The organism is Natrinema sp. H-ect4 (genome assembly GCF_041894845.1).
Lineage (GTDB): Archaea > Halobacteriota > Halobacteria > Halobacteriales > Natrialbaceae > Natrinema.
This window is the reverse complement of sequence record NZ_JBHDYC010000003.1, coordinates 84,605-108,059: the sequence shown is the minus strand read 5'-3', so window position 1 is coordinate 108,059 and position 23,455 is coordinate 84,605. Positions and strand designations below refer to the sequence as shown.

At 60.6% G+C, this 23,455-nt stretch carries 20 protein-coding genes, 1 tRNA gene and 2 pseudogenes; 14 read left to right on the top strand and 9 right to left on the bottom strand.

From position 1 onward, the window contains the following. Positions 1 to 350: 350 nt before the first annotated feature. The 5 genes from ACEWFR_RS05875 to ACEWFR_RS05855 all read left to right on the top strand — a co-directional run bounded on the left by ACEWFR_RS05875 (position 351) and on the right by ACEWFR_RS05855 (position 3,779). Complete coding sequence (locus ACEWFR_RS05875; protein WP_374060151.1) at positions 351 to 1,208, top strand: hypothetical protein; 858 nt, start codon at positions 351 to 353, stop codon at positions 1,206 to 1,208. 205 nt (positions 1,209 to 1,413) lie between these two features. Further along, positions 1,414 to 1,755, top strand: a complete 342-nt coding sequence (locus tag ACEWFR_RS05870) for a ferredoxin (RefSeq protein ID WP_374060150.1) — start codon at positions 1,414 to 1,416, stop codon at positions 1,753 to 1,755. A gap of 79 nt (positions 1,756 to 1,834) precedes the next feature. Next, a tRNA-Leu gene (locus tag ACEWFR_RS05865) sits at positions 1,835 to 1,918 on the top strand. A 109-nt stretch (positions 1,919 to 2,027) separates the two neighbouring features. Further along, positions 2,028 to 3,245, top strand: a complete 1,218-nt coding sequence (locus tag ACEWFR_RS05860; RefSeq protein ID WP_374060149.1) for an RNA-guided endonuclease InsQ/TnpB family protein — start codon at positions 2,028 to 2,030, stop codon at positions 3,243 to 3,245. 279 nt (positions 3,246 to 3,524) lie between these two features. After that, a complete protein-coding gene (locus tag ACEWFR_RS05855) occupies positions 3,525 to 3,779 on the top strand; it encodes a hypothetical protein (protein WP_374060148.1) in 255 nt (84 codons plus the stop codon). A gap of 17 nt (positions 3,780 to 3,796) precedes the next feature. On the opposite strand, the gene ACEWFR_RS05850 is transcribed toward ACEWFR_RS05855, so the two are convergent. The 3 genes from ACEWFR_RS05850 to ACEWFR_RS05840 form a co-directional block, all read right to left on the bottom strand. Continuing rightward, positions 3,797 to 5,269 (bottom strand): aldehyde dehydrogenase family protein, encoded by a 1,473-nt coding sequence (locus tag ACEWFR_RS05850; protein WP_374060147.1) that lies wholly within the window; start codon positions 5,267 to 5,269, stop codon positions 3,797 to 3,799. A gap of 107 nt (positions 5,270 to 5,376) precedes the next feature. After that, complete coding sequence (locus ACEWFR_RS05845) at positions 5,377 to 5,808, bottom strand: hypothetical protein (RefSeq protein ID WP_374060146.1); 432 nt, start codon at positions 5,806 to 5,808, stop codon at positions 5,377 to 5,379. 63 nt (positions 5,809 to 5,871) lie between these two features. Beyond that, complete coding sequence (locus tag ACEWFR_RS05840; RefSeq protein WP_374060145.1) at positions 5,872 to 6,780, bottom strand: DUF5806 family protein; 909 nt, start codon at positions 6,778 to 6,780, stop codon at positions 5,872 to 5,874. Between the two features lie 171 nt (positions 6,781 to 6,951). On the opposite strand from ACEWFR_RS05840, the gene ACEWFR_RS05835 reads away from it, so the two are divergent. The 3 genes from ACEWFR_RS05835 (at position 6,952) to ACEWFR_RS05825 (ending at position 9,886) form a co-directional block, all read left to right on the top strand. Continuing rightward, entirely contained in the window at positions 6,952 to 8,088 is a 1,137-nt protein-coding gene (locus ACEWFR_RS05835) for an acetyl-CoA C-acyltransferase (protein ID WP_374060144.1), read from the top strand. Between the two features lie 630 nt (positions 8,089 to 8,718). Beyond that, positions 8,719 to 9,036 carry a PLD nuclease N-terminal domain-containing protein gene (locus ACEWFR_RS05830; RefSeq protein WP_098724784.1) on the top strand — a complete coding sequence of 106 codons (318 nt, stop codon included), beginning with the start codon at positions 8,719 to 8,721 and terminating at the stop codon, positions 9,034 to 9,036. Between the two features lie 91 nt (positions 9,037 to 9,127). Continuing rightward, the gene (locus ACEWFR_RS05825; protein WP_374060143.1) at positions 9,128 to 9,886 is read left to right on the top strand and encodes a TraB domain-containing protein; all 759 of its coding nucleotides are present in this window, start codon (positions 9,128 to 9,130) and stop codon (positions 9,884 to 9,886) included. 21 nt (positions 9,887 to 9,907) lie between these two features. Here ACEWFR_RS05825 and ACEWFR_RS05820 read toward each other — a convergent pair whose 3' ends face one another. Next, positions 9,908 to 11,593: an aldehyde ferredoxin oxidoreductase family protein gene (locus tag ACEWFR_RS05820; RefSeq protein WP_374060142.1), complete on the bottom strand. Its 1,686-nt coding sequence runs from the start codon at positions 11,591 to 11,593 to the stop codon at positions 9,908 to 9,910. 122 nt (positions 11,594 to 11,715) lie between these two features. On the opposite strand from ACEWFR_RS05820, the pseudogene ACEWFR_RS05815 reads away from it, so the two are divergent. Then, positions 11,716 to 11,889: pseudogene (locus ACEWFR_RS05815) on the top strand (DUF2391 domain-containing protein); the annotation flags it as partial. Between the two features lie 110 nt (positions 11,890 to 11,999). Here the strand turns inward: ACEWFR_RS05815 and ACEWFR_RS05810 are convergent. Further along, positions 12,000 to 12,794, bottom strand: a complete 795-nt coding sequence (locus ACEWFR_RS05810; RefSeq protein ID WP_374060141.1) for a phytanoyl-CoA dioxygenase family protein — start codon at positions 12,792 to 12,794, stop codon at positions 12,000 to 12,002. A 185-nt stretch (positions 12,795 to 12,979) separates the two neighbouring features. Here ACEWFR_RS05810 and ACEWFR_RS05805 point away from each other — a divergent pair, with 185 nt between their 5' ends. From ACEWFR_RS05805 to ACEWFR_RS05790, 4 genes and pseudogenes are all read left to right on the top strand, one after another. Next, a complete protein-coding gene (locus ACEWFR_RS05805; protein WP_374060340.1) occupies positions 12,980 to 13,501 on the top strand; it encodes a GNAT family N-acetyltransferase in 522 nt (173 codons plus the stop codon). Further along, positions 13,498 to 14,850 carry a lysine N(6)-hydroxylase/L-ornithine N(5)-oxygenase family protein gene (locus ACEWFR_RS05800; RefSeq protein ID WP_374060140.1) on the top strand — a complete coding sequence of 451 codons (1,353 nt, stop codon included), beginning with the start codon at positions 13,498 to 13,500 and terminating at the stop codon, positions 14,848 to 14,850. The genes ACEWFR_RS05805 and ACEWFR_RS05800 overlap by 4 nt, the downstream gene beginning before the upstream one ends. 2 nt (positions 14,851 to 14,852) lie before the next feature. Next, a complete protein-coding gene (gene lysW, locus ACEWFR_RS05795; RefSeq protein WP_374060139.1) occupies positions 14,853 to 15,029 on the top strand; it encodes a lysine biosynthesis protein LysW in 177 nt (58 codons plus the stop codon). Positions 15,030 to 15,523: 494 nt separating this feature from the next. Next, a pseudogene (locus tag ACEWFR_RS05790) lies at positions 15,524 to 16,626 on the top strand ([LysW]-lysine hydrolase). Positions 16,627 to 16,678: 52 nt separating this feature from the next. Here ACEWFR_RS05790 and ACEWFR_RS05785 read toward each other — a convergent pair. Then, on the bottom strand, positions 16,679 to 17,605 hold the full coding sequence (locus ACEWFR_RS05785; RefSeq protein WP_374060138.1) for a DMT family transporter: 927 nt from the start codon (positions 17,603 to 17,605) through the stop codon (positions 16,679 to 16,681). Positions 17,606 to 17,752: 147 nt separating this feature from the next. Here ACEWFR_RS05785 and ACEWFR_RS05780 point away from each other — a divergent pair, with 147 nt between their 5' ends. Continuing rightward, complete coding sequence (locus ACEWFR_RS05780; RefSeq protein WP_374060137.1) at positions 17,753 to 18,166, top strand: EamA family transporter; 414 nt, start codon at positions 17,753 to 17,755, stop codon at positions 18,164 to 18,166. 133 nt (positions 18,167 to 18,299) lie between these two features. Here the strand turns inward: ACEWFR_RS05780 and ACEWFR_RS05775 are convergent, their stop codons facing one another. From ACEWFR_RS05775 to ACEWFR_RS05765, 3 genes are all read right to left on the bottom strand, one after another. After that, positions 18,300 to 20,180 (bottom strand): cation:proton antiporter, encoded by a 1,881-nt coding sequence (locus tag ACEWFR_RS05775; RefSeq protein WP_374060136.1) that lies wholly within the window; start codon positions 20,178 to 20,180, stop codon positions 18,300 to 18,302. A gap of 196 nt (positions 20,181 to 20,376) precedes the next feature. Beyond that, positions 20,377 to 22,323: a long-chain fatty acid--CoA ligase gene (locus ACEWFR_RS05770; RefSeq protein WP_374060135.1), complete on the bottom strand. Its 1,947-nt coding sequence runs from the start codon at positions 22,321 to 22,323 to the stop codon at positions 20,377 to 20,379. 201 nt (positions 22,324 to 22,524) lie between these two features. Then, positions 22,525 to 23,445 (bottom strand): MBL fold metallo-hydrolase, encoded by a 921-nt coding sequence (locus ACEWFR_RS05765; protein ID WP_374060134.1) that lies wholly within the window; start codon positions 23,443 to 23,445, stop codon positions 22,525 to 22,527. Positions 23,446 to 23,455: the final 10 nt, after the last annotated feature.

Below are 23,455 nucleotides of genomic sequence, written 5' to 3'. Positions count from 1 at the left end.
TATGCGAATGTATTCAAGGTTTTAACCTTTTTATATGAAATATATGGAATTGCCAGATGTAGAGTATTGATTCAGATACCGAATTGCCGATACGACGAATCTCACGGATCTAACGACTACAGAAACCATATTTATGGGCAGAAATATCACTAAATGATATTTTTCATTCTAGAATATTGATGTTATAATTGGCTGATTTCTGGATGGTGTAGATCTCCTCATCTCCAGCTATTTTCTATGGCCAAATTATGAAACTCATATCACATAACCCATAGTATACATTTTACCCACCTATTAATAATAAATATATTCGGTAAATATAAAATACTGTACCATAGATCAGGTAGTACATGTCCGATAATGATCGGAACCAAATCCCCAGGCGAAAAGCACTTTTAACTACTGCAGGACTTGGTACCACGCTAGTCGGTTACCCCGGGGTAGCGGCTGCTCAGGACGATACAGATGGTAACTCTACCCGGAGGAGAGAAAATGCCATGAACGCAAACTCCAAATATATATTAGATAATGAATATTGGGAGAATGAAAATGGAGAAGTTACGCTTGAAAATGCAAATACTGATGAGTGGGAAATTATCGTAAAAGAGAAAGAAGAGAATGGAAAGAGAGTGGAACCTCAACCCCCACAAGATGTCGATGTTTACCTTGGAAAATACAAGAACGCAGAACCAGGTTCTGGGGAACCAATTATAATAAACGGAACTTCATCTAACGCTAGAGGAAGGTTCTCCAGTGGAAATCTAAATTCAAATTCTGATGTGACCACGGTCTCCGTAACGACAGCCTCATTACCTAATCTGTATCACACTCTTGCATCAGGTGAAATCCCTAACAGCGCGCCAGCTTTAGGAGGGACCGACTGGGCAATTAAAATGGGGATTCAACTCAATGCTGGAGGGCTATCAGCAGATGCCAACTTAACATTCCAGATTGGAAAAAGCGAATTCAAGGTATGGGGAATAGAGATAAGCTATGGTGAGAATAAGGGTCTTTGCACTGATTGGCGGCCAGGACAATTTCCTGTTTCTCTCGACTTATGTATTGACATTAAGTGGAGTGGTAAAAGTGAGATATCAGTTGGAGGGTCGGCAGACTTGTGTGTACCGCCTGAAGATCTCTGTGGACGTTGGTTGGATTGTCAATACTGTATCGGAGGTATTGGACTTAGCCACACCTTCGACTGGTAGCTGAAAAGCCAACATATTTTAATATACCACATTATATGACGTATAGGATTTTCATACTTCTAAATCAAAACAGGAAATAGATCCAATAAAATGTCTAGCCGTTTGTTCTACATGTATTAGTACTAAAAGGTTGTTTTCATTTGGCAACAATGTACGTCGTCGCACCAACCGTAACGCGAAAGACGGCTCGCTCGAACGGGTACATATGAGCGACGACGACGGCATCCAGCGCGCCAGCGATGTCGGTTCCAGCGACGCGCCGCCGGTCGACGAGAAGCCCTACAAGATCATCTTCGAGGCCAACAAGTGCTTCGGCGCGGGCAAGTGCGCCGAGGTCAGCGCCAACTGGGAGATGTCCATCGCCTCGGGCATGGCCCAGCCGAACGAGTACTTCTTCGACGAGGAGGACCTCGAGCACAACGTTCGTGCCGCCGAGATCTGTCCGGCGAAGAAAGACGACGGCTGCATCCACGTCGTCGACCGCCGGACCGACGAGGAAATCTCGCCCGACCCCCACGGCGACGGCACGCTGAGCGTCGACTGGTAGGGCAGCGGGACGTCTCATCGACGCGAACACACCGAAACGCACATCCCCGGCCCGGGACAACGCTCGAGTGCACTTCTGTGCGAGGGTAGCCAAGCAGGCCAACGGCGGTGGGCTTAAGACCCGCTCCCGTAGGGGTCCTTGGGTTCGAATCCCAACCCTCGCATACCAATTCAAACTGAGAGGCGTCTCTCCGTGACGCGGTACTGACGAGATCACAGTGTCCGACGGAATGACAGAGAACTACTAAGTATCTCACTGGCATATTTGAACATGTGGCTGACGACTACCTGAGACGGACCGCGGTCACCCGTCCGAAACTCACCTCAGAGCAGCAACAGCTGCTTGACTCTACCATTCAGGAGTGGCAGACAGCCTGCAATATCAGTAGCCAAATTGGATGGGGAATCGGTGAAACACGGAAAACATCCCTCCAAGACCTCGCCTATGACGAGGTTCGTGAGAAGACACGCCTCAGAAGTCAACACGTAATTCTCGCAACCCACCAAGCTGCAGCCGCCCTCTCCGGCGTCGAAGAAATCGAGGACCTCGATGAGAACTACAAAACTTCCCGTCCCGAGTTCACCGCAGACACGATAAAGTACGACACTCGGACGATGACATTGTTCGATGATGGCACTGTATCACTCACGACAGTCGATGACCGCATTCGGTGCGATCTCGCTCTGCCAGAGGACGAAGACGGTTACCAGCATCAGTATCTCGATGATGAGGACTGGGAGCTCACCGAATCCACGCTGTCGCGGCGTAATGATGACTACTACCTCCATCTCGGCTTCCGAAAACGGAAGCCAGAGAAGAAAATTAAACAACAGAATGACGCCGAGGACAGGACAGTTCTCGGCGTTGATCTCGGTATCGTCAACATTGCCACCACTTCCACGGCCTATTTCGCGTCCGGACGAGAACTGCGGCATCGACACCGGCAATTCCAAAAGATTCGTGGTTCCCTACAGCAGACCGGGACGCAGTCTGCCCACCGCACGGTCCAACAGATGAGCGGACGTGAATCACGTTACGTCCGTGACTCCCTCCACCAGGTCGCCAACCGCATCATCGAGGAAGCACTCACCCACGACTGTGAATACATTGCATTCGAGAACCTGAGGCACATCCGTAAGCGTACGCCGCCGGTGAAGGACCTGCACCAGTGGGCGCATCGCCAACTCGTCGATCTCGTGGAATACAAAGCAGAGAAGGAGAGAATATCTGTGGAGTTCGTATCGCCGAAGGACACGAGTCGACGGTGCCCAGAGTGTGGACACACGAGTGAAGGGAATCGCGTTACTCAGTCCGAATTCGAGTGTGAGTCGTGTGGTTCGACAGCGAACGCTGACTACGTTGGTGCGAAGAACGTTGGGTGGCGGTTTGTCCGTCGGGGCCTACAGTCGTCTCGGCGGACGGGCGACAGTCAACTCGCCCTGAAGTCAGGAACTGTGACGTCGACTCGGGGGTTCGTCCCGTCCGATTAATCATCGGCAGAGACCGAGTTCACTGACAAGCCCCGCAATTGTGGCGCGAGGCAGTTGATATCCCAACCCTCGTACATCGCGAATACCTCAAGAGCGGCAGCTACAATGCTCAAAGCGAAAGTGCGATAGGTACACTAAACTGTACGTCTGGTCGATGAAATCCTGTAGGATGGCACACTGGCCCGCTAGATGCTCAGTCTGTTCCTACCAACTCACCGGCCGACCGGAACGCGCAGGTACAACCGTTTCACTGGAGCGGGGACAGTCACTACCTGAGCGATGAACGACCAACGGACCGCAGATCACAACGGCGAGGGATCGCGAATCGTGACCAACCGAACGGCGGTCGCCATCGCCGCCAGCTCGCTGCTGATCGCGGCTGTGGGTATACTCCTGGCTCGGCGCGGGCTGCTCGAGGCCGTCGTCGCCCGCGGAGTCGCCGTGGACGCGTTGCCGCTGTATCTCCTGTTCGTCCTCCTCGCAGGTTGGCTCGTAATCTGGAGCTGGGGGCGGCTGCTGGCGCTCTTCGAATGAGTTCCCCCCCTCGAGGGTTAGAACGGATACTCGCGGGGCTCGTGCTGAACCGAGATCCACTTCGTCGTCGTCACTTCCTCGAGGATCTGCTCACCGTTGTACCGGCCCATGCCGGATTGCTTCATCCCGCCAAAGGGAACGTGGGGCTCGTCGTTGATCGGCTGGTCGTTGATGTGGATCATGCCCGTGTCGATCCCGTCGGCGATTTTCCGGGCTTGCTCGAGATCCTCGCTGTGGACCGATCCCGACAGACCGTGGATCGTGTCGTTGGCCAGTTCGATCGCTTCCTCGTCGCTCGAGTAGGGGATCACGGGCGCGACGGGCCCGAAGTGTTCGTTGCAGGCCGCAGCCATGTCGTTGTCGACATCCGAGAGCACGGTTGGTTCGACGACGAGACCATCGTGATCGCCGCCGGTCTCGAGGGTCGCGCCCTCGTCGACCGACTCCTCGATGTAGTCCACGATCTGATCGCGCTGGCTCTCGTCGATGATCGGACCGATGATCGTGTCCTCGTCGGTCGGATCGCCGGTCGGCAACGACGCGGCTCGATCGGCCAGCGCGTCGACGTAGTCGTCGTACAGCGACTCGTGGACGAGATGACGGTTGGTCGAGATGCAGATCTGCCCCTGATGGAGGAAGGAGCCGAAGACGCCGCCGTCGACGGCTCGCTCGAGGTCGGCTTCGTCGGTGACGACGTGGACGTTGTTCCCGCCGAGTTCGAGCGCGGGCAGCGCGCAGTTGCCGGCCGCTTTCTCGGCGACGCGCTGGCCGATCTCGGTCGAGCCGGTAAAGGCGATGACGCGCGGAACGTCGTGGTCGGCGACCGCGTCACCGATTTCGGAGCCGCGACCGGGGATGACGCTCAGGACCCCCTCCGGCACGCCGGCCGCCTCGAAGATTCGCGCGAGCAATAGCCCGCCCGTGATGGGCGTGTTCGAGGCGGGCTTGAGCACGACCGAATTGCCGGCCGCGATGGCGGGCGCGACCGCCCGCATCGAGAGATGGAGCGGGAAGTTCCACGGGGAAATGACACCGACGACGCCGACGGGCACCCGTTCAGCGGTGTTCTCCTTCCCCGGGGTAATCGAGTCCATGTGCTGGCCGCTCATTCGGAATGGGTAGCTCGCCGCCTCCTGCATCATCCCGCGGGCGGTCTGGATCTCCGCCTCGCACTTGACCGGCGCACTGCCGGACTCGACGGACAACAACTCGGCGATCTCCTCGCGGTGATCCCCGACGAACTCGATCGCCGCGTTGATCGCGCCCGCTCGAGCCTGAGGCGGCTGGTGGGCCCACGACTCCTGTGCCTCGGCCGCGGCCTCGTAGGCTGCATCGACGTCGTCCGCGGTCGCCGCCGGGACGGTCGCGATCTCCTCGCGCGTGTACGGATTCTCGTCGGAGATCGCGTCCCGGTCGCCAGCGTCGGTCCAGCTACCCGCGAGGTACAGCGACTCCCAGCCGCGCTCGGGTGTCAGCGGAAGGTCAGTCATACGGGAGGCCTACTTCTCGAGTGGGCAAAAGGAACACACTCGCAGGTGCAACGAGTCGTGGTCGGCGGACGGATCGACGGCGATCGTCTCGTCCCGATCGACACACCTCAGGCGAGGCGTCGCGGGAGCAACACCGCGAGCGGCACGTAGATCGCCAGCGCGATGACGGCCGTTCCAATGACGCCGAGCAGGAGGGAGTCGTTGATGAGCCGCCACGCAAACAGCATGATCCCCGCCGGCGGGAGCGCGAGTCCAGCCGCCGTCCGGTGGAAGCTCCGGACTCTGGTCCCGACAGTCACCGGCTCGAGGTCGTCGGTATCCCGTTCGCGATCCCTCGCCATAACCCCGGGAAGGAACAGGTACGTTCCGATCCCGAGTACGAGCCCGACGAACGCACCGAAGACCGGATCATCGGCCAGTTCGAGGCCGAGGTACGCGAACACAGCCACGTCGACGACGCCGACGCCAATCCCAAGCAAGGCGGGCGACAGCCCTCCCTCGTCGATCGACTCCGCCCCGGCGTCACGTGAACCATTCATTCGTGTGCCGATCGATTCGCTACAGCCATATTATAGTTCTCTGTCGTCCCCGCGAGCCGTGAGCTACTCGTCGTCCCGTTCGCGGAGTTCCTCGCTGGCCTCGCGTACCTCGCGCATTACGCTCGAGATGCGTTCTTCGGCCTCGAGTTCGTCCTCGACCGAGAGGTCGACGCCCTCCACCTCGAGCAGGAACTTGGCGACCTCCGTCGCCTCGTACATGACATCGTCGAGTTCCTCGGCGGTGAAGAAGTCACACATCGCGCCGTAGAGGAAGGTCGCGCCAGCGGTCCGAACCTTGTCCTCGAAGGAGGAACGGGCCTGGTTGACCGCCTGGGGGGTGTAGGTGTCGGTCATGAAGGGGATCAGCTCCGGCAGGTTCTCGCCGATCTTGGTCATCTCGACGCCGGTCTCGGTCCGGAAGTCCGAACAGAGGCGAGCGATGGCCCACTCGCGGGCGGTGATGTAGGTCCGATCCCGCAGGAACTCGTTGACCCGCTCGTACTGCGCGCCGTCCATCTTTGTGAAGCGGGCGTACTTCCGGACGTCTTCCGGAACATCGTTCTCCTGCGGTTCGGGGTCCGGAACGCCCGGCATCGACCCGCCGCCGGTATCTTCGGGTTCGCTCTCGTGACCGCTCGCATCGTCATCCCCGTCAGTCGCGTCCCCGTCAGTCGCGTCCCCGTCAGTCGCGTCGCCAGCGGAGTCGTCAGTCGCGTCGCCGTCTGCAGCGTCGCCATCACCCGCCGGATCGGTGTCGGTCGGTTCCGCGGGAGCTGTCGAATCGGGGGCAGTATCCGAATCGGAAGCAGCCTCCGAACCGGACGCGTCCGAGTCGAGAACGGCGTCCGCATCAGAAACAGTGGTGGCATCAGAAGTGGCATCCGCATCGGCGACATCGCCGTCGCCCTCCGCGTCGGCCGCCGATTCCGTCTCGGCCTCGAGTCGAGTTGCGTTCGGTCCGTCCTCGTCCATGCCCGCGTATTACCAGCAATCCGAGATAAGGGTTGTTCTCGAGCGAGTTCGACCGTCGGACGGCGGCAGTACCGTGTTACTCGAGATTCGCGGTCGTCAGCGGCCGTAAACGGCTCGCGTATGAACGGGAGTTCGACCGGATTTAAGTTCGTGAGGGGTCTTCGGTAGTATATGTCACAGACGCCAGTCGTCGTGAAGGCAGTACGGACGCCACAGGGGAAAGAAGACGGTGTGTACGCCGACGTTCGGAGCGAGGGGCTCTCGGTGCCGCTAATCGACGAAATCCTGGCCGAAACCGGCCTCTCCGGCGAGGAGATCGACGACCTGATGTGGGGCTGTGCCCAGCAGCGCGGCGAACAGGACAACAACCTGGCCCGCGTCATCGCCCTGCTTTCCGAACTCGGCGAGAGCGTGCCGGCGACGACGATCAACCGCTGGTGTGCCTCCTCGATGCAGTCGGTCATCTCCGCCTCCGACGCCATCGCGGCCGGCAACCGCGACGCGATCATCGCCGGCGGTGTCGAGAACATGAGCCGCGTCCCGATGGGCGGTGGCTTCGAGGACATCAACCCCAAGCTGGCCGAACTGTACGATCTCGGTGATCTCCAGATGGGGATGACTGCCGAGAAGGTCGCCGAGGAGTACGGCGTCAGCCGCGAGGAACAGGACGAGTACGCTGCCCGCAGCCAGCAGCGCGCGGTCGAAGCCACCGAGGAAGGCCGCTTCGACGACGAGATCGTTCCGATCGAGACCGAAGAGGGCACCGTCGAGGAAGACGAGGGGCTCCGTCCCGGCACCACCGCCGAAAAGCTCGCCGAGTTGCCGACCGTCTTCAAGGAGGACGGCTCCGTCACGCCCGGCAACGCCTCACAGATCTCCGACGGCGCGTCTGCCCTGCTCATCACCAGCGAGGCCTTCGCCGAGGAACACGACCTCGAGATCATGGCCGAGGTCGGTATGAACAACGTCGCTGGCGTCGACCCCACCGTCATGGGTATCGGCCCGGTCCCGGCAACGAAGGGGCTGCTCGAGCGCAACGGCCGCGACATCGACGAGTACGATCTGGTCGAACTCAACGAAGCGTTCGCGAGTCAGTCGCTGTACTCCCGCGACGAACTCGGCATCGACCCCGACATCTTCAACGTCAACGGCGGTGCGATCGCGATCGGTCACCCGCTGGGCGCATCGGGTGCCCGCCTGCCGGTCACGCTGATTAACGAACTGCAAAAGCGCGGCGGCGGCCTCGGGCTGGCGACGCTCTGTGTCGGCTTCGGTCAGGGTGCGGCGATCGAGTTCGACGTCAACTAAGGCAGTTCGTCTGGACTTTTTGGTCCAGGTTTTGCGAGGAAGGGTGTGAGCGAGGCGAACACCCTTTCCGAGACAAAAGGTGGTCGCGTCAGGGTGCGGCGATCGAGTTCGACGTCAACTGAAGCGCGGTTCGGAGGCCAGCGGCCGAGAACCGCGGATCGCGAGCGGGGAACGGATCGAGGCCCTCACGACGTGCGGGCCTCGAGAAGCGAACGGCGGACGCCGTGAGCAGTGACCCGCGAGCGGCCGATCGATCCGATTTTGCGATTCTTTGGGCGGGAGAGACGATAGCAACGGGCCCAATCCACGTGCGGTGGCGCGCGCTGGGTCGCGGTGAGTCAGTGACGAACCGCGACTCAAAGCCGTGCGAGGGATGAGCGAGCGATGCGAGGGATGAACGGAGTGAATCCCTCGATAGCGAACGGTGACCGATGGGAACCGTGAGCAGTGAGCGAATCGGTTGGGGAGGGTGTGGCCTCTCCGTGTTGCCACGATAGCAGAACGCTCACTATCGGTGCATCCATTTTGATTCTACTGCAGCGACAACCGCATCTCGAGCCGCCGAGAACAAACCGATCACCTCGAGCAAGCAACTAGCGATTTAGGTGCCTCGAGCACGTCCATAGGCGTATGGACCCGCTGCTAGCGGTACTCGTGGGAATTCCGCTCCTGTGGCACCTCGGGCTCACCGCCGTCGCCTACTACGACGCCGGACGAGTCGGCCTCGAGCCGCCGAAAAAGTGGGCGGCGATCACGTTCTGTCTCCCGCTGATCGGCTTCTTTATCTACCTGTTCGAGCGCAGCGAACTCTCCTACGACCCAGAGAGCGACCCGTATCGGGACCACAACTTCAACGTCCATCCCTCGCGGGCCGACGACACGCCGCTGCCCTCGCGCGGTGACGACCGACTCTCGCCGGAGAACGGCGAGGAAAAGCGCGACGAGTAACCGTCGGCGGGCGTCCGAGACCGACGGGTTCGACGGAGTCGGTCCTCGAGCGGTCGTGGATTCAAGCCGCTGGCGGACGAACGAATACGGGATGTCGGACCACGGAACCATCACCCTCGTCCCCAGCGTTCACTTCTCACCGACGCACCGGCGGCGCGTCCGAGCGGCGATCCGCGAGGCGGCCCCCGATCTCGTCGCCGTCGAACTCGACGAGTCACGTTTCGACCGTCTCGAGGGCGACACCGGCCCGGATCTCGCCGAATTGACCCGCGAACTGCCGCCGCCGACCGCGGCCGCCTATAGCGCGCTGCGGGCGCTCCAGCGGTCGGTCGTGCGGTTGTACGGCCTCGATCCCGAGTACACCGACATGGAGGCGGCGATCGAGACGGCCGCCGAGCTCGAGACCGATATCGCGCTCATCGACGAACCGATCGACGAAATCATGCAGGCTCTCTCCCGCCGGCTCGGGCCGCTGACGATCCCGAAAGCGATGCTCCGGATACAGTCGATGGGGCCCGCGGAGTACGCCGATCAGAGAAAGCTGCTATCGCTGCCGTTCGAGGAGATCACGAGCGGCGACGACGTCCAGCCGGCGATCGACCACCTGCGGCGGCTCCTCCCCGAGGTCGCGGCCGTGCTGATCGATCGGCGCGACCGCGCCATGGCGGAGCGACTCCACGCGCTCCGCAGGGAGGGAACCGACGTCATCGCGGTTATCGGCGCGGGCCACCACAACGGTATCGAACGACGGCTCGAGGAACTCGAGTCGACGAGCGCGGATGGCGCGTCGACCGCGACGGTTCCGATCAGAACGCCGGCTCGGTCGGTGACGCGAATTCCGATTCGGTGAGAAAGCGACCGGACGGTCCTGTCAGTCGTCGGCCGGCGCGCCGTGGCCGCCCTCGAACGCCACGTCGGGGACCGTCCCGTCGTCGTTCCAGCCCCGTTCGTCGTAGTACTCGGCCAGCCCCTGCTCGAAGTCCGGAATCTCGTAGGGCAGGGTATCGTCGCCCCGGTCGAAGCCGCGCTGGTTGTTGAAGTGGCGCTCGAGCGTGACGACCTCGCCGCCGAGCGCAAGCAGTTCCTCGTAGTCGGCGTCGAGCAGCGTCTCGAGGCGCTCGTCGGTCATGAAGTCCCGGGAGAACTTACAGAGGACGGCGCTGTCCTTGATCGCGTTGACGTTCTCGAGTTCGACGAGTTTCGGCGGTTTCCCCTCGAGACCCTCCTTGTCGAAGGCGTCGTCGGCGTCAACGAGCGGGTACTCGTAGGGGTAGAACTCGGCGTACATGTGGTCGGCACCGCGGTTCGACGTAGCGAAGGCCAGTCCCTGGCCGTTGAGAGTGCGGCCGTCGTGGGCGGCGAACTCCATGCCCTTGACCGACCAGTTCTCGACGCCGAGCTCGTCGTGAATCCGATCGACGCCCTCTGCGAGCGTGTCGCCGACGCCCTCGCGGTGGGCGATTTTCTCGACGAGGTCGTGGATCAGGTCGGCGTTGCCGAACTCGTCCTCGCTGGCGAGGTAGGCCGCAACGGTGTCGCCCGCCGAGATTGTGTCCAGCCCGTACACGTCACAGAGCTTGTTCGACTTCATGAGATCGACGATGTCATCGATGCCCGAGTTCGAGCCGAAGGCCATCAGCGTCTCGTACTCCGGGCCCTCGGTCTCGAGGCCGGACTCCTCGTCTCGCGTCGGCAGTTTGCACGCGAACGCACACGACGAGCAGGTGCCCTTCTTGTACTTCTTCTCTTCGACGCGGTCGCCGCTGATCCCGTCGATCCCCTCGAAGGAGAGTTCGGAGAAGTAGTAACTCGGCAGGGCCTCGACCATGTTCGCGTACTCCGCGACCGAGGTGGTCCCCTGCGCTTTCATCGGATGCTCGGCCTGGGCGGCCTCGCCGTGGATCTCCATCTGGAGCGGCGGGATCTCGACCTCGCGGGTCGAGTCGCCGTCGAAGGTGATCGCCTTGACGTTCTTCGCGCCGAGGACGGCACCGAGGCCGCCGCGGCCGAAGGCCCGCTCCTCGGAGGTCATGATCGAGGCGAAGCGGACCCGATTCTCGCCCGCAGGGCCGATAACCGTCGTGTGCTCCGAGCCGAGGCCGTGTTCGTCCTCGATGTACTCGCAGGTCTCGGGGACGGTCGCCTCCTCGAGTTCCGGGACCGCTTCGAACTCGACGCCCTCGTCGGTGACGTGGACAATCACGAGTTCGTCGCTGGCACCGGTGATCTCGACGGCGCTGTGGCCCGTTCCGGTGAAGTTCCGCGAGAGGAAGCCACCGGCGTTCGAGGAGAGCAATCCGTCGGTCAGCGGCGAGAGGCCGGTCGCCGACATCCGTCCGGTGAAACTCATCGTCGAGTGTTGCATCGGGCCCGTCGCGAAGTAGAGCCGGTTGTCCGCGCCCAGCGGATCGGCGTCGAACGGGATCCGATCGTGTGCGAGTTTCGTTCCGAGCGCACGCCCCCCGATATACGACTCGAGGACATCATCGATCTCCTCGGTCTCGGCCGTTCGCTCGCCGACGTCGATCGAACACAGCGGTCCCCGTACGTGTTTCATAGTACCATACTGGTAGGCACGGCCGCAAAACGGTATCGGTTTTTCGGGTCAAAATCAGTTCCTTTCAGCCGCCGACAGCGGTCAATTCGCCGAATCGGTACAGCGACCGCCGGCGTCGGTCGCGTCGCACCGTTTGGGTGTTGCTAATCGCGTTCGCGACCGCCGCGGGGTTGCTGACGCTGTGGGGACGTGTGTCGTGGGCCGAGTCCTGGGTGAACCGCTGTCAGGTGTCGGTCGTCTTCACCGCGATGGCGATCGGCGACTCACTGGGTGATATCCTGCCCGGCGAGTCCTGACCATTCGGAGCCCACCGCTCTTGGCGGCCGGACAGGAATCAGCCGTTTTAACCGCGAGTCCTCGAGAGTGGAAAACCGCCGAACGGTTACGTCAACGGTAGCCCACACAGTTATCGAGAGCCGTCAGTTTTTTCCGGCGGAGATGTCGTTTCGTTGCGACCGTTCCAATCCGTTCCAGCGATCATGACCGCCTCGTGTTCGTCGTAGAGGAGCGGCGAATCGGTATCGATATCGACCAGTGGGGTCGTGATCCGACACGAAATCGTTCTACGATTTCGGTCTGTGTTGTTCTTCAGAGTTCGGTGGAGCAATCGCGTATTGTAAACGAGGAACTCACCTGGCTGGAGTTCTACGCTAATGGCATCGGTCTCGTCGACGTAGCCACTGTCGGCAATGCCTTGTGACTCGGCGTCACCGGCCTCCGTATGGGGAATAAATTCCTTGTGGGATCCGGGAATAACTTGAAAACAGCCCGATTCCTCGCTGTATGGGTCAAGTGCCAGATCGAGCGTCGCGGTGATCGGTGGTTCGATCGCATTGAAGTGTTGCTCCTGATGCCACGGGACGCCCTCGTCACCGCTTTCTTTCTCCCAGAAGTGGGATGTCCAGAGCAACAAGTTTGGGCCGTACAGTGAACGGATCTTATCTACGATCTTCGGATTAGTAATAAACTCGTAGACGCACGACGAATCGAGATGTCGGTCATGGCGTGGGGACGCGCCAGTATGGCTTCTCGGGTACTCTCCAGTGAGGATTTCCGATTGAAACCGATCGGCGAACTCCTGTGCAACTTCTGGGGAACACGCTTTGATCGGACCTAAATACCCCTCTTCGTAGAACTGGTCGACTTCTGTTTCGCTCAGTTCGTAACCCGTCGGTTCGGACTGATTCTGTTTTGACGCCATGGATCTATATCTCACCCATCTATATTTAATATTTGTTAATTTATAAAATATAGCCGTAATAGGTAATTATTGCATTTACTTATATTGATTTAATTGGTGGTGCTCAACGGATAACTGTGACGGGGCCAAACGAAACCGTTGTCGCGGAGTACAGTTACCAACGCTATCACAACGATCACGCAAGCATGATCGGGTTCCGTGAAGTCGATCTTGGACGAGATCTGGGGCGGCTTCATCAGTGGTTGAACCAGTCTCACGTCCTCCCATACTGGACACAGGATGATCCGCTACCGAAAGTACGCGATACGATTACCGAACGAGCCGCGAACGAGGACCAAACACTCTATATCGGCTACTTGGATCACGTGCCGATGAGTTACTGGGAAACGTATTGGGCTGTCGAGGATCGAGTCGCTCGTTACTACGATGCGGATCTGGCCGATCAAGGGATCCATCTCCTCATTGGACCGCCGGAGTACCTCGGACACAGTCACGCGAAACCACTGATCGAGACGATGCTTGCATTTCAGTTTCAACACCCCGAGACGCAACGAGTCGTCGTTGAACCGGACGTTCGAAACGAGAAGGTGATTCACATCTTCGAGAAGTGTGGCTTCAAGCACCACAAGCAGATCCAGTTGGACGATAAGAGAGCACAGCTCATGATCTGTCGTCGCGAAACGTTCGAATCGGAGGTATCGGCATGAGCAAAATATACGATGTCATCGGAGTCGGGCTCGGTCCGTTCAATCTCGGCTTCACGGCGCTCGCAGACGGTATGGACAAGGATCTGGATACACTCGTCCTCGAACAGCGGTCCGAGTTCAACTGGCACGAAGGCATCCTCATCGAGGGAACGACGCTCGAAGTACCGTTTCTGGCTGACCTCGTCACGATGGCCGATCCGTCGAGCCCGTACAGTTATCTCAACTATCTACGGAAGCGAGACCGTCTCTACGAGTTCTACTTTTACGAAGAGTTTTTCATTCCGCGACGGGAGTATAACGAGTACTGCAGATGGGTCGCCGAGAACCTCTCACAGATTCAGTTCGACCGCCGTGTTTCGGCCATCCGATCGAACGGGGATATCTTTGAGGTCGAAGCGAGGGATCCGGAAACGGGGGAGAAAACGGTCTATCCCGCCCAGAACGTCGTCATGGGAATCGGAAGCCAACCCTCCGTCCCGAAGCAGCTGCGCGGCCATTCGTCGGAAGATGTCTTCCACACCGCCTCGTACTTGGACCACCGTGAACGGTGTTTAAACGCCGATTCGATAACTGTCGTCGGATCAGGGCAAAGCGCCGCCGAGGTCTTTCAGAATCTCCTCGAAAAACAGTCCGAACACGACTATCGATTAGACTGGATCACACGCTCGCGAGGGTTCTTCCAACTGATCGATGCGAAGCTCGGCCACATGATCTATACACCGGAATACACGGAGTACTTCTACGATCTCGATCAAGAAACGAAAGACACGGTCCTCGAGAGACAGGATCTCCTGTACAAGGGGATCGACCCGCAGACAAGCGACGAGATATACGATCTCCTCTACGAACGATCGATCGGTGCCGGCGATCTAGATATCGGTATGATTCCATGTACCGAAATCGAGGACATCGAGGCGGTCGGTCATGACGACCGCCCCAGATATACGCTCCAGTGTACTCAACACCAGGAGGGAACGAGCTTTACCCACCAAAGTGACGTGATCGTTCTCGGTACCGGCTACCGGCGACCGGAACCGACGTTTCTCGAACCGCTCGAAGAGAAGATCGACCGCGACGAAAAGGAGCGACTACAGGTGACCAAAGACTTCCGGCTGAAGACGAACGGCGTTCCCGGCGAAATATTCGTTCAGAATGCTGAGTTGCACACTCACGGAATAAACACTCCTGACCTCGGTCTAGGGTGTTATCGGAACGCAACGATCCTAAACACGCTCGCAGGCCAAGAGGTGTATCCAGCGGGCAGATCGAGTACGTTCCAGGACTTCAAAGCCGAAGCGTTCCAACGGGACCCGAAGCAACTGATCGATACCCCATCCGGAGGTGACTGACCATGGTCGAATTAACCGGAAACTGCGTCGAATGCGGAACGATCATCGATCTTCCGGCCGACGCGGAGGCCGGAGAGGTTATCGACTGTACGATGTGTGGCAGCGAACTCGAAGTGATCCAGACCGATCCCGTCTCGCTCGAGGAAGCACCGGACCTCGAGGAGGACTGGGGCGAATAGAACCCATCATCGAACCTTCCACGGAGAAGACGTATGGAGACCAAAATTCGGCACTACCGGCAGCAATCGAGTGGCGGGTTACACAGTGGCAAACACGGTGATCTGAACCACGAATCGCGAGGTATCGATATTCGGGAAACGAGGGTCGACTACGAATCGGGCTCAAGCCCTATAGTAGCCACTGAAAGTCAATGCACCCCGATCGCACGACAGCTTCGCGATCGGTGTGTGGATCGTTTCAGTTGGTACTATAACGAAATCAACGAGCGAGTTCCTCGTGTGACTCGCAAAGCCGACAATACGTTTCAGGTACGTCCTAGTTGGCGTTCGACGCTCGGTTTCAACCGAAGGCGTACGAGGCCGGCCGAGACGGTTGTGATCACGGACGGGAACAGCGATCACGCCTCTATCAGTTACCCCTTCGTGGGCCGATCGTCCACCCAGTCGGTTGGAGGGTTCGAGTACGGCAATTGCGTCACCCCCGGAGTGATCGCATGAACCGAGTCCGACCCGCCGAGCGCGAGTACCCTGACCAGATCGGTGGTGATCCCACCCGCGAGTTGTTGTACGATCTCGTGAGTACCCCCTCGCCGTCGGGCGACGAAGGTCCTGCCGCGGAGATTCTTCGGCAGTTTTTCGAGGCTTGTGGTCGCGAAGCGTGGATAGATACAGTCGGAAACGTCCGCGCTCCCGGCGATGACGGCGTCCTGTTGAGTTCGCATATTACTACCGTTCGGGGCGACATGCCGGTCGAAGTCAAACCCGGAACGAAACGAGATGTCCCAACGCTGTGGGGGAGCGGGAGCGTCGATGCCACGGGGGCATTGGCCGCGATGGCGGTCGCAGCGATTCGTACCGGTTGTAGCTTTATTGGCGTTGTCGGTGAGGAGACTGACTCTCGAGGGGCGTACCACGTCGTTCGATCCGACCGTCCTGAGCCGGACGCGCTGATCAACGGAGAGCCGTCGGGTTGGGACGGAGTAACACTTGGTTATCGCGGTCTCCTAGCGGGGCGGTATCTAACGACCAGCGAATCCAGACACTCCTCGCGTCCCGAAAAAACGCGATCCAGAACGCGATCGAGTGGTGGCATCGCGTCAATGACGCGCTTGCAAGCGACGAGTGGACGAGCGTCTTCGAACAAGTGACCTGTAAACCGACGAATATCGATGCGGGTCGCAACGACGACGGGTTGTCCGTCGAGGCGACGATGGACGTCCAGTTTCGGATTCCGCCGACCGACACCATCACGGCTGTCCGCGAAATAGTCAGCAACCAACTTGAAGGTGGAACCGTCCAGTGGAACAATGAGATCCCACCAACTGTCCAGTCACCACGGACGGACGTTGCCCGGGCGTTCCGTGCATCGATCCGTGAGCACTGCGAAGAGCCGCGTCAGTTGCGGAAGACGGGGACATCTGATATGAACGTCTTCGCGTCAGCCTGGGAGTGTCCGATGGTCACGTACGGGCCCGGCGAATCGACGTTGGATCATGCACCGAACGAACACCTCGAATTGAGCGGATACGACCGATCGATAGCGGTACTATGCGACGTGTGTGAGCGACTACTCACAAAGCGTGAGGAGAGTCCGTGAACAGACGGCTCTTCCCGACGTAGTGGCTTTTCATGGATGGGAGTGAACACCCTCAATCGGAGGTTTGGGGCGTCGGGGATGAGCCGAGTTCGCTCCGGATCCGATCGCGTTTCAGCAACACGAATCCGCCGAGAATAACGACGTATCCGACTATCGTCGCAATCGTAATACCCTCGGAAAGCAAGACCCAGCCAAAGAGCGCGCTGAACGCGGCGGCCGCATACGCGATGAAGTTCATTTCGAAGGGACCCAGCTGTTCGAGCAAATAGAAATAGATGAAGTACGCGACCGCGCTCGAGAAGACGGACAAATAGAGCACCATCGCGAGCGCGGTATCGGTCCAGCGAGCGGAATCGATGGCAACGTCGGGTTGGGCGAACACCGCGATATGGAGGAAGATCGCGCCGAGAAGCATCGACCACGTCTCCATCGTTATCGCTGGCTGGGTTGCTTCGTACCGCTCTGTGAGAACGCTGCCAAGTGCCATGCTGGCGGCAGCAACGAGAACGAACAGTTGACCGACGACTTCAGTAGTAAGCAGGTTCGAGGGATCGGGGCGGGAGATGATTAGGACACCGAAAAAGCCGAGAGCGACACCGACCAGCCCTGCGAGGTCGAACTCCTCGCTGGGAAGGAAAAGCCGTGAAAAGAGAGTGGTGAAAATCGGCATCAACCCGACTAAAATACCCGCAACAGCGCTTGGAACGATAGTTTCGCCGAGAAATAAAAACGCGTTGTACGCACCGATTATGAGGACACCACCGATCGTGGCGTTGATCCAGTCCGCACGGGACCGGGGATACCAGTAGTCGACTGCGACAACGATGTATCCAAGCATGATCAGACTCGCGATGTCGTATCGTACCGCAGCGTACAACACCGGGGGGACCGCGTCCAGTCCAACCTTGATCGCCGGATATGCACCGCCCCACAGCGCACCGAGGATCACGAAGAGAACAGCGTTTCGGTGATTGCTCATACCAAATGAAGGCCGACTAGAGTGATTATTTTTTCTATTCTTTCACTATAGAAGGTTATTTCAAATGGTATCTGGTTAGAACCACTCCAGCGAGGGCTGACGACCATCGAGCAGAACGCTTTTCCGACCAACGGAGCAGCCGCCTGCATGGTCAGTGCGGAGATTGCGTTCGCGGTCGGAGCGTTGCTGTTGTACGGCGGTTGGGCAGTTGCAGGTGGGATCGCGACGCGATCGCTCTCGCCCGTGAACGCGGTGTTTCTCTCCTACGTCGCGAGTCTCGTGATCGTCGGCGGCTACGTACTCACGCTCCGTCGCCCGATCGCCGGGTCGCGCGTCGACATCGCGTTCGCCCTCGTCTCCGGTGCGTTCCTCGCGGCTGCCTCCATCAGCTTCTACGCCGGCCTCGCACGCGGGAACATGGCGATCGTCTCCGCGATCGCCGCGCTCTACTTCGTCATCCCGGCGGTCGTCGGCGTCTTCTACTTCGACGCACAACTCAGCGCGACAAACGTGGCCGGGCTGGCGCTCGCGGTCGTTGCCGTCGTGCTCGTCGCGACCTGATCTCTCCACTCCCCGCTCGAGTTATCGGAGACGGGCTCGAGCGTGTGCCACTGGACGAAAACGACCGGCTCGCCGAGCCCCGCGGGCCGAACGTCGCGCTGGTGTCGACTGCTAACGGAGAATTCGACGGCGACTACACCGGCGTTCCGCACTGTTCGATGGCCTCGCGAACCGCCTCGGTCCGGCCGATGAGCGTGATGTGGTCGCCCTCTTGTAGTACGACATCAGCGGAAGGGACCTCGTTGGTCCCGTTCCGACTCACGAGCGCGATGAGGACGCCACCCGGGAGTTCGCTGCCGACATCGACGACCGTTTTTCCGATGAGGGACTCGTCGGTGATCTCAACCTCCTGGACGTCGCCGGAGCGACCGAGTTCCGACATCCAGTTCGAGAGCGCGGGGCGTTCGATCACGTTGTCGATCGCCCACGCGGTCGACTCGGCCGCCGAGATCGTCTCGACGCCGAGGTCCTCGAACGCCGACGCGTTCGACGGGTTGTTCGCGCGGGCAATCACCGTCTGCACGTCGAAGTTCGACTGCGCGAGCTGTGCCACGAGGAGGTTCACGTCGTCGTCGCCGGTCGCCGCGACGACGATCCGGGCGTTCTCCGCGCCGGCCTCGCGCAACACCTCGACGTCGGTCCCGTCGCCCTGACGGGCGGTGAACCCGTCGTTGCGAAGGTCCTCGAGGACCGAAAGATCCTCCTCGATCAGGACCACGTTTTCACCGCGCGCTTCCAGCCGTTCTGCCAGCGAGCGACCGACGCGGCCGCCGCCGATGATGAGTACACGCATGGGTATCACGTCGAGTTTCTCCGCGATCTGCCGAGCCAGGCCGCCCTCGAGGACGACCGTCACGAGGATAACGAGGAAGACAGTTCCCACGAGCAGGTCCGCACCGGCCGGATTCGTCGGGGCTGTCCCGGTCTGCAGCCGGATGGCGAACAGGGTCGCGACCGACGCCGGAATGATCCCTCGCGGGCCGACGGCGCTCATGAAAAGCGTCTCGCTGAACGTAAATCGGCCACCGCGTGCCGAGAGGAAGACCAGGAACGGCCGCAGGACGAGCATGACGATCGCGACGACGGCCACGCCGCCGAGCCCGAGTGCGAGCAGCTGATCGAACTCGAGCAAGGCCGCGAGCGTGATGAAGACGAACGAGAGGACGAGCAGCGTAATGTCGCCCTTGAACGCCTCGATCTCGTCCTCGTAGGGGAGGTTGGCGTTGCCGAGGATCAGCCCGGCCGTCGCCGCGGCCGCGACGCCCGCCTCGGCGAAGACGTAATCTGCCGCGCCGAAGGCGATGATCGCTCCCGCGAGGGTGAGCAATCGCGCGTTCTGTGGCGCGTTGTCGGGCGAGAGATCGACGTACTGGAGGAGCGCCCAGACGGCAGCCGCGACGACGACGCCGACGAGTAGCCCCGTCCCAAGTCGCTCGGCGAACAGTTGCAGATAGATGTCCGCGTGAATCTCCTGGATCGTCATCGACTTGAACAGCACGACCGCGAGGATCGCCGCCGTCACGTCGTTGACGATCCCCTCCGTCTCGAGGGTCGCCGCGACCCGATCTCGGACGGGGACGACCTTCAGGATCGGCGTGACGACCGTCGGACCGGTCGCGATCAACAGCGCGCCGATCAACAGCGCGATGTCCCAGTCGGCCTCAAGAAAGAAGCGGACGGCACCGGCGGTGCCCAGAAACGCGATCGCTGCGCCGATCGTCGTCAACCGGAACACGGCCGTTGGCGCTTCCTTTATCTTGCTGATTTTGAGGTGAAACGCTCCCTCGAAGACGATGATGGCGACCGAGAGTCCGACGATCGTCGAGAGGCCGCTCTCGCCGAAGGAGTCGATGGTCAACACGCCGAGCCCTTCCGGCCCGATCGCGACCCCGGAAGCGATGAGAAAGAGGACGCTCGGAACGCGGAATCGGGCCGACAACAGCTGTGAGATGACGCCGAGTCCGACGATCGCAGCGACCAGTATGAGTAGATCGCCGCCGCCACCCGCCGTCATAGTCGTATCTGACGACCCGAGAGTGATCGATGCCACGACGCTACTGCCATATCCATTCGTCTCGACGAAATCACTCCAGTGGGTTAACTCCTCTGAGAAACAGCCGTAACGTGGCCGATACGAGTTCCCAGCCGCCAATCCCGATCGGATCCGCGAGGGGGCGCCGCCGTCATTGGCGTCATCGCGTCGGAGACGATCAGTCGTCCTCGTAGATCCGATTCGCACGATCCTCGAACCGCTCGAGGATGACCCGGCGCTTTTTCTTCATCGTCGGGGTGAGCATGTCGTTTTCCTCGGTGAACTCCTGGGGCACGAGTTCGAACCGCTTGATCGTCTCGTGTTTCTCGAAGTTCTGGTTGACCCGGTCGACCTCCTGCTGGATGTGGTCGCGGACCCGCTCGTCGTCACACATCGCCTGCGGGTCGTCGGGCAGGTCGATCCCCTCTTTCTCGGCCCACTCGCGGACGTGCGCCGTGTTGGGGACCAGCAACGCGCCGATGAACTTCTCGCCGTCGCCGACGACCATCGCCTGTTCGACGACCTCGCTCGCGGCGAAGGCGTCCTCGAGCGGGCCGGGCGCGACGTTCTTTCCCGTCGAGAGAACGATGATCTGTTTGATTCGGTCGCGGAACTCGAGGTAGCCGTCGGGCCGCAGGTGAATAATGTCGCCGGTGCGGAACCACCCCTCCTCCGTGAACGCGCCCTGCGTCGCGCCGGGCTTGTCCCAGTAGCCCTGCGTGACGCTCGGTCCCTTCACGAGGAGTTCGCCGACCTCTCCGGGGTCGTCAGCGAAGGCCTCCTGATCGGCGACGGTCTCGTCGACGGTCACATCGACGTTGACCAGCGGCGCGCCGATCGTGCCGATCTTCACGGCATCCGTCGGATTCGTCGAGACGACCGGCGAGGTCTCGGTCAGGCCGTACCCCTCGTAGATGGGGAGTCCCATCGCGTGGTAGAGCCGGCAAAGCTCCGGCGAGAGGCTCCCACCACCGCTGATGAGCAGTTCGATCTCGCCGCCCAGCGCCTCGCGAACCGTCGAGAAGACGAGTTTGTCCGCCAGCGCCTGTTTGGCTGTCAGGATCGGCCCCGGGGAGTCGGCCTGCTGGTACTCGACGCCGACGCCCGTGGCCCACTCGAAGATCCGCTCTTTCGCGCCCGACTCGCTGGCCTGCTCGCGGATGCCGTCGTAGATCTTCTCGTAGACGCGGGGCACGCTCGTCGCCGTCGTCGGGCCGACGATGCTGAAGTCCTCCTGGAGCGTGTCCGGACTCTCAGCGTAGGCGACGCAGGCACCGCTCGCGAACAGGACGAAGTGACCGGCCGTCCGCTCGAAGACGTGCGCCAGCGGCAGATACGACATCGCCAGGGACTCCTCGTCCAGCGTCGGGACGTCGTCTCCCTTGTCCGGCCGTGGCGCAAAGCGCTTCCGGATACCGTTGACGTTCGACCGGAAATTCCCGTGAGTTAACTGGACCCCCTTGGGTTGGCCCGTCGTCCCGCTAGTGTAGATCAGGCTCGCGAGGTCGTCCAGCTCCGTCTCCTCGAGTCGCGCTTCGTAGGCCTCGAGGTCGAAGTGCTCCTCGCCGCGGGCGTAGACGTCGCCGAGCGTGAGGATGTCGTCGCGGTCGTCGTAGCCGTCGATCTCGTCGATCGAGACGATGAACTCGAGGTCGAGTTCGTCCTCGACTTCGAGAACGTTCTCGAGCAACGCCTCGTTCTCGACGACGACGCCGTCGGCGTCGGGGTCGTCGAGCAGGTACTCGACCTGATCGGGTGAGGAACTCGTGTAGACGGTGGTGATGACTGCGCCCGCACCCAGCAGAGCGAAATCGCACTGGGCCCACTCCATTCGGGTGTTGGAAAAGAGACCGACTCGGTCCCCCGTCTCGACCCCCAGCTCGCGGAAGCCGGCCGAGAGCGTCCGGACGATATCGCGCATCTCCGCGTAGGAAATGGTCCGGAACTCGCCGGACGTGGCGGCGGGCAGCACCGAGTCCGTCAGCGACCGCTCGTAGATACCTCCCTTGTACTGCTGGGCCGGTCGGTTCGAATTCCGCTCGGCCGATTCCTCGAACATCCGGGCGAGCGTCGTCTCCCCGATTACCTCATCCTCGTACTCTCGTTCGGCGTCCCGCCAGTTCATATACGCGTGAGAGTAGCTCCCGTGCGATAAAACGTGATGAAACGGGTTTCATCTGTCGGCAGGTTTATCGCTTCCGTTCGATCCGCCGAAACCACCGCGATGACGCCAGCGAACTGTATCTCAACGGAAAAGAACCGAACGTTGATTGTCGTCGGGGCGACTGCTCCGGATCCTCGGGAGGGCGCGTCGGTCGTCCCGAACTTACTCTCGGTGCTCGAGGTAGCCCAGCACGCCGCGTGTGTTCAGTTTCGCCTCCTCGCTCGATTTCTCCGCGCCCCAGACGTCGGTCATCTCGGTCGCATCGGCGAAGTGCTCGATGACGGCCTCGTCGTCCGCGAGTTCCCGACGTTTGTCCGCGACCGCGTCGACCCATTCCTCGAGGACGGTCGCGTACTCCTCGAGGGCCCGATCAACGTTGTCGCCGACGTATCGCGGCCCGAAGTGGGGGTAACAGAAGACGTCCGGATCGAGCGCTTTCAGCGTCTCGATGTCGTCGAGACACTGCTCGAGGTCGAAGTTCGAGGGCGGCGAAGTCTCCCTGATTTCCTCGATCTTCGGGACCCAGATGCCGGCGGCGTCGGCGACGAACACCGCATCGTTCGCGGGGTCCTCGAAGACGACCTGATGTGGCGCGTGGCCAGGTGCCGCGTGAACGCGCAGTTCGTGCGTTCCGAGATCGATGCCGTCGCCGCCCTCGATCTCGACGAGCCGGTCGCCGGGGATCGGCTCCGGTTCGACGTAGTGAGCCCACTGCTCGCCGACGGCGTTTTTCGTCCCGGCGACCAGACGGGAGGGATCGATCAGGTGATCGGTCCCGATCGGATGGACGTAAACGTCGGCGTTCGGGTAGTCCGCCGCGAGAAAGCCCGCGCCGCCGGCGTGATCGAGGTGGATGTGGGTCAGCGCGATGACCGCGAGTTCATCCCGAGCGATGCCGACGTCCTCGAGGGCCTCGCGGAGCAGGTCGTAGTTGGTGCCGATACCGGTGTCGACGACGGCGGGGCGGTCGTCGTCGATGATGTAGACGGCTCCGTACTCGTCCGTGCCGTACATCCCCGTGTCGAGATAGTAGAGATCCGAGCAGTCTCCGGTCGTGACTTCGTGGACGTCTCCGACTTCCATATCGATAGAC